6 protein-coding genes are annotated in these 4,664 nt (G+C 57.1%); 1 reads left to right on the top strand and 5 read right to left on the bottom strand.

Translation table 11 applies throughout. The annotated features are described in order from the left end of the window. Positions 1–114: 114 nt before the first annotated feature. From C448_RS17200 to C448_RS05790, 5 genes are all read right to left on the bottom strand, one after another. Positions 115–825 carry a transposase gene (locus C448_RS17200; protein ID WP_049916098.1) on the bottom strand — a complete coding sequence of 237 codons (711 nt, stop codon included), beginning with the start codon at positions 823–825 and terminating at the stop codon, positions 115–117. After that, entirely contained in the window at positions 813–1,814 is a 1,002-nt protein-coding gene (locus C448_RS17195) for a hypothetical protein (RefSeq protein ID WP_049916097.1), read from the bottom strand. The genes C448_RS17200 and C448_RS17195 overlap by 13 nt, the downstream gene beginning before the upstream one ends. A 162-nt stretch (positions 1,815–1,976) precedes the next feature. Then, a complete protein-coding gene (locus C448_RS05800) occupies positions 1,977–2,420 on the bottom strand; it encodes a methyltransferase domain-containing protein (RefSeq protein WP_004052670.1) in 444 nt (147 codons plus the stop codon). Positions 2,421–2,468: 48 nt separating this feature from the next. Continuing rightward, positions 2,469–3,620, bottom strand: a complete 1,152-nt coding sequence (locus C448_RS05795; protein ID WP_004052668.1) for an MBL fold metallo-hydrolase — start codon at positions 3,618–3,620, stop codon at positions 2,469–2,471. A 182-nt stretch (positions 3,621–3,802) separates the two neighbouring features. Then, positions 3,803–4,246 (bottom strand): hypothetical protein, encoded by a 444-nt coding sequence (locus tag C448_RS05790; protein ID WP_004052666.1) that lies wholly within the window; start codon positions 4,244–4,246, stop codon positions 3,803–3,805. Positions 4,247–4,313: 67 nt separating this feature from the next. Between C448_RS05790 and C448_RS15445 the strand changes: the two genes are divergently transcribed. Next, on the top strand, positions 4,314–4,625 hold the full coding sequence (locus tag C448_RS15445) for a helix-turn-helix domain-containing protein (RefSeq protein WP_080503164.1): 312 nt from the start codon (positions 4,314–4,316) through the stop codon (positions 4,623–4,625). The last annotated feature ends 39 nt before the right edge of the window (positions 4,626–4,664 follow it).

Below are 4,664 nucleotides of genomic sequence, written 5' to 3'. Positions count from 1 at the left end.
TTGCGTTGACATACTTCGCCGTCTTCCGCTTCAACTCCGTCACTCTGGCGACCTGATCCGACGTTGTCTAGCGATTAAACACGGCCGATGAACGCGACAACGGAGTGCCTCTCATCAATCGCCCGGCACGATGCAGAACGCGAGGATCTCGATGAACTCGCCGGCCGGAATCGGTGGTCGCTCCCCGAGATGAACGTCCACAGCTTCACGAAACAGGAGATTCGTCAGCCGCCACACGTTGTACATCACAACGCCGATCACGAAGTACAGAAACCGTATTCGGTAGTCCATCGACCCAACTGTCGGCAGGAAGTGTTTCTTGATCGTCTTGTACTCGTTTTCGATCTCCCATCGCTGCTTGTACTGGCCCACGAATCCTTGAGCCTGCTCTACTGGCACATCGCGGTTGGTCGTGAACACCGCGTAGGCTCCCTCTTTCTTCGTCGATGGCACGTACATGATGGTCCCCGTATGACTACGGCTCTCATGCCAGTGCGGCACGTTCCGCACGACACCTGCGCTGGTTGCAGTCTCTTGTTCCAGCTCCTCGATGTCCTCAATTTCAGCTTGGTACTTGCGCTTCGGGATGAGATAGGTCGTATCGTGGCGGTCGATTACATCCCGAACGCCGTTCGCGTCGAACCCGCGGTCACAGAACACTTTGTGGATGTCGACGTGCTGCTCGGCCTGTTCCAGCAACCGATCGACGAGACGTGCTTGTGACGTACTTTCGATTTCTCCCGTTTCCCAGTCGGATTCCCGGCGCACTGGTTCGACGCCGAGGACAATTGGCGTGTCCTCTCCGATGATGGTTATCGTCGCCATCTGGTACCGTGCTTGTGCTTCTCCGTCAGCCCGTGTACCATCTCCGGATACTCTTCCTGCGGGTATCGTTCTTCTCCGTTCACTACCACAGACTCATCGTCACGAGTCACATCTTCGTCGCTCTTGTAGGGCGATGTGAACACCGGCCACGGTGTGATGTCGATGGCCGCGATGACCGGCTCCCGGATACCGCCGTTCTCTCTGACCTCTTCGAGGATCGTTTCGACACCACGGTGGAACGGACCGAGCACCTCGTCGCGGATACGCCGCCAGTCTGCCGGCCGCCGACCGTCTTCGTACTCGTCGAGCGTAGTCTGCTCGGGAGGAGCAGCTGTCTTCTTCATCGTGCGGAGATGAGTGTCGCCGTGGGGCGTCTCCTTGCGGTCGCTGATGCGTTCGAATCGTTTGTTCGACCCCTTCGAACGCGTCGTCGTGCCCCGATCAGCTATATTCAAGTAGCCCTGTCGCTCGAAGAATACCACGTCGTCAAAGGTGGCGTTGCTCGCTCGTCCGCTGTCGAACTCGTCGAGACCGCGGTCGCGCGCCGTTTCGACGGCGTTCATGATGTGATTGTCGGCGATCTCGGTAGCATCCACTTCGTCTGGGGCAAGCACGGGCTCGTCAGTACTGATGATGTCGTGATCCGAACAAATCTCGCGGATACGCGCGGCAGCCTCCTTAATCGTCCGACGTTCGGCGGCAGTGAACCGTTCGCGCCAGTTGTAGCTGATGACCTGCTGAGAGAGCGGTTGGCTGAGACCGAACCGGAGGTAGATGTAAGCCGCGCCTCGGAGTCGACGAGCGAGTTCTGATTGGCTGAACTCACGAGCATGCTGGTAGAGTAACATGTGAACGACCGCACTCAGATCGAACTTTGTCCTGTCGGGGTCATCGTAATCCGCGAACCACTCAGCATCGATATCGAGATCAGCGATAACACGGGTGATGTGATCGTGGAGGTGGCAGAGCTCTTCGGTCTCTTCTACCAACCCTTGGATGATCGAGAGGTTGGAATAAGACCTCATCTCTAAGCCGTCATACTCCGATTCGAGGATCGTGACCAAGCGGATCTCTCTCCTGATCAGCTTTGTGAGGTACTGCGTTTCTGCGCGTGTATGTCGAGTATATCAGGATTGTGTACTGTTGTTTTCTCACAATTGCTCGTACTGGTCGGCAATGAGGGATGCACAGGGGGTACAACAGACGAGGTGTCGGTCACCGCTCTCGATCTCGACTGATTCGCCCTCCGTAGTGACCGTGTTGCCGCAGACCGTACAGACGACTCCGAAATCACCGATACTCTCCAACCGTGGTCTCCAGACCGAATCCAGTAACGTCTCGACGTTCGCAATCCTTTCAGCCGCCGCGGCAGTCTCTACCGCTTCGAGTATCTCTTCATTGATGTCAATTGCGTATACTGGTGCTTCGTCGATGAGTCGAGCCACAAGAAGGGTGAAGAATCCATCACCACAGCCGACATCGGCCAACGACGTACCCGGTCCGATACCGAGCAGTTCAAGCGTCTGCTCGGGATCTGGCCAGAGCTGCTTCCACCACTCATGATCGGGTTGACGGGTGCTTTGGAAGTGGTCCATCAAATAATGCTCCTCTCCCCGATCCGAAGCAAGCTTGGAGCCGTGGAGTTATGCTGCACAGTTGTTTGCGCCCGTTTCGAGCATCGTGGCGTCACGGTCACTTTCGACGCGCTCCACGCCTCGATTGATACCGATGACCGACTCGTAGTTGTCAGGCTTCGCAGGGACATTTTCAACCATTCGCTCGACGAACGTCTCCTCATCGAGATCGGCGAGGTCAAGTCGGCTGTGGACCTCCTCAAGGGGAGCGCCGACGAGTTCGCCCGGCGAAGCGTTGGCGTAGGTGCCGTCGTTTTCGACTGTGACGTGGCCCGGCAGAACGGTGAGTTTCTCTGGGAGTTCGAGCAGCGTCCCGTGAAGCGTCTCGTACTGCATCCTCGCTCCGTTCTCTGCCCCTTCCTCGCCGAATTCGAGTTCGGTGCGCCCGACCGAATCGAGAAACAGGCTGTCTCCTGTGAGCACGGCCTCATCGCCGACGCGGTAGGCGACCATCTCGGTGGTGTGGCCGGGTGCCGCGAGGACTTCGATATCGATGTCGCCCACCGAAAGCGTCTCGCCGTCTTTGAGCGCCTCGAAGTCGTAGTCGGGGTCACGCTCGGTTGCCTGCTCGCCGAGATGATACGGAATGTCGAGTCTGGCTGCGAGGTCGCGGCCGCCGGAGATGTGGTCAGCGTGGACGTGTGTATCGAGGATGTGCGTGATTTCCATCCCGTGCTCGGCGGCAGTAGTAATATACTGGTCGGTGTGACGAGTGGAATCGACGACGACAGCTTCTCCAGTGGTTTTCGAGCCGACGAGATAGGAGAGACAGCCCTTCGCGCGGCGCTGGAACTGGATGAGAAGAAGGTCGTCGGTCGCGGTTTCGACTTCCACAGTTTCGTATAGCTCGTTCCACTCGCGCATCCCTCCAGTTACGACCGAGGTGTCCTCAAAGCCGTTGGCGTCGAGTTCGGAGGCGAGTCGTGTCGATGTTGCTCCTTTCCCGCAGATAGTGAGTATCTCGTCGCCGTCTGCCAACTGCTCGACGCGCTCTTTCTGGTCGTTGCTCAGGATTTCCGCCGAGCCGAACTGGAGGTGCTCCGCCCCCGTCACACGCCACGAGCCGTAACTGTCCTCGGGACGCGTGTCGATGAGAACATAGTCGTCAGCACCCGAATCCTGTTTGTCCGCGAGTTCTCTGGCGGTGATTTTCCCAAACATAGCTTTCACCGTGTGTACGGTATTGGGATGGTTAAACATTTCTATCGCATATCATGGTCCCTCGTGCTGGACACTCTATCCATGAGGACCAGCGATGTCGGCGATAGCATAGAGAACCATCAAATATGACGGCATGAGCAGTATCGTTGTCAATAAGCGAGAGCGTTCGCCGCGAGCTATCATCAAGTGGAACTCTCTGACTCGACCACTCGGCCACAGGATTCACAGTCTTGCTGGTGGCGGTAGTAGAGCAGTCCGGCAAAGAGTGCGACCGAAACCGCTCCCAGCAGCGGACGATACGGGTCGAAGTACGTCATCAGCATGGAATTGCTAAACAACGCGAGCAGGAATACGTTGCAGATCGGACAACCGAAGGCGAGAAAGCCTGCGATAGTGCTGCCGAAGGCCAGTCGGTCGTCCTTCGAGCGATCGGTTGTCGGCTGTTGGGCGACATATATGCCGGCGAACAACGAGGTGAGGATGAGGAACGTGTAATCGAAGAGGGTTCGTGGAACCATTCGAACGTACAGCGGATTTGGGAGAAGGCCCGTCACGATCCCGAACAGGAGAAACGACCCGATGCTAACCGCTGCGCCCTTCGCAACTGTAGTCCGCGTTGGTGGCATCGACTCGACCGAGGAGCGAGGTAACCGTAAAAGCGTGTGACGATTCGCTGGCTCAGCAAAAGAGCCCGTGTATTTAGGGAATCGTCTCGGTAATTCGACTGTGAGTGAGGATACTGATGACGCCGCGATCTTCCGTCTCCTCGACGACCAGTATGCGCGATGTATCCTCACGGAAACGAGTGACAAACCAATGTCAGCAAAAGAACTCGGGGACGCGTGCGATGCATCGCTGTCGACCGTCTACCGACGCGCCGACGAACTCCAACAGCATGGCCTGCTTGACGAGTATACGAAGGCCGATGAGGATGGACACCATTTCAGCCTGTATCAAGGGCCGTGTTTAATCGCTAGACAACGTCGGATCAGGTCGCCAGAGTGACGGAGTTGAAGCGGAAGACGGCGAAGTATGTCAACGCAA

Source organism: Halococcus morrhuae DSM 1307, assembly GCF_000336695.1.
Classification (GTDB): domain Archaea; phylum Halobacteriota; class Halobacteria; order Halobacteriales; family Halococcaceae; genus Halococcus; species Halococcus morrhuae.
Note: the sequence above shows the minus strand (reverse complement) of the source record. Positions and strands in the feature narration are given on the sequence as shown.

Coding starts and splice junctions, on each gene's coding strand:
- C448_RS05800 (WP_004052670.1), bottom strand. CDS start 2,420: ATGGACCACTTCCAAAGCACCCGTCAACCCGATCATGAGTGGTGGAAG.
- C448_RS05795 (WP_004052668.1), bottom strand. CDS start 3,620: ATGTTTGGGAAAATCACCGCCAGAGAACTCGCGGACAAACAGGATTCG.
- C448_RS17200 (WP_049916098.1), bottom strand. CDS start 825: ATGGCGACGATAACCATCATCGGAGAGGACACGCCAATTGTCCTCGGC.
- C448_RS05790 (WP_004052666.1), bottom strand. CDS start 4,246: ATGCCACCAACGCGGACTACAGTTGCGAAGGGCGCAGCGGTTAGCATC.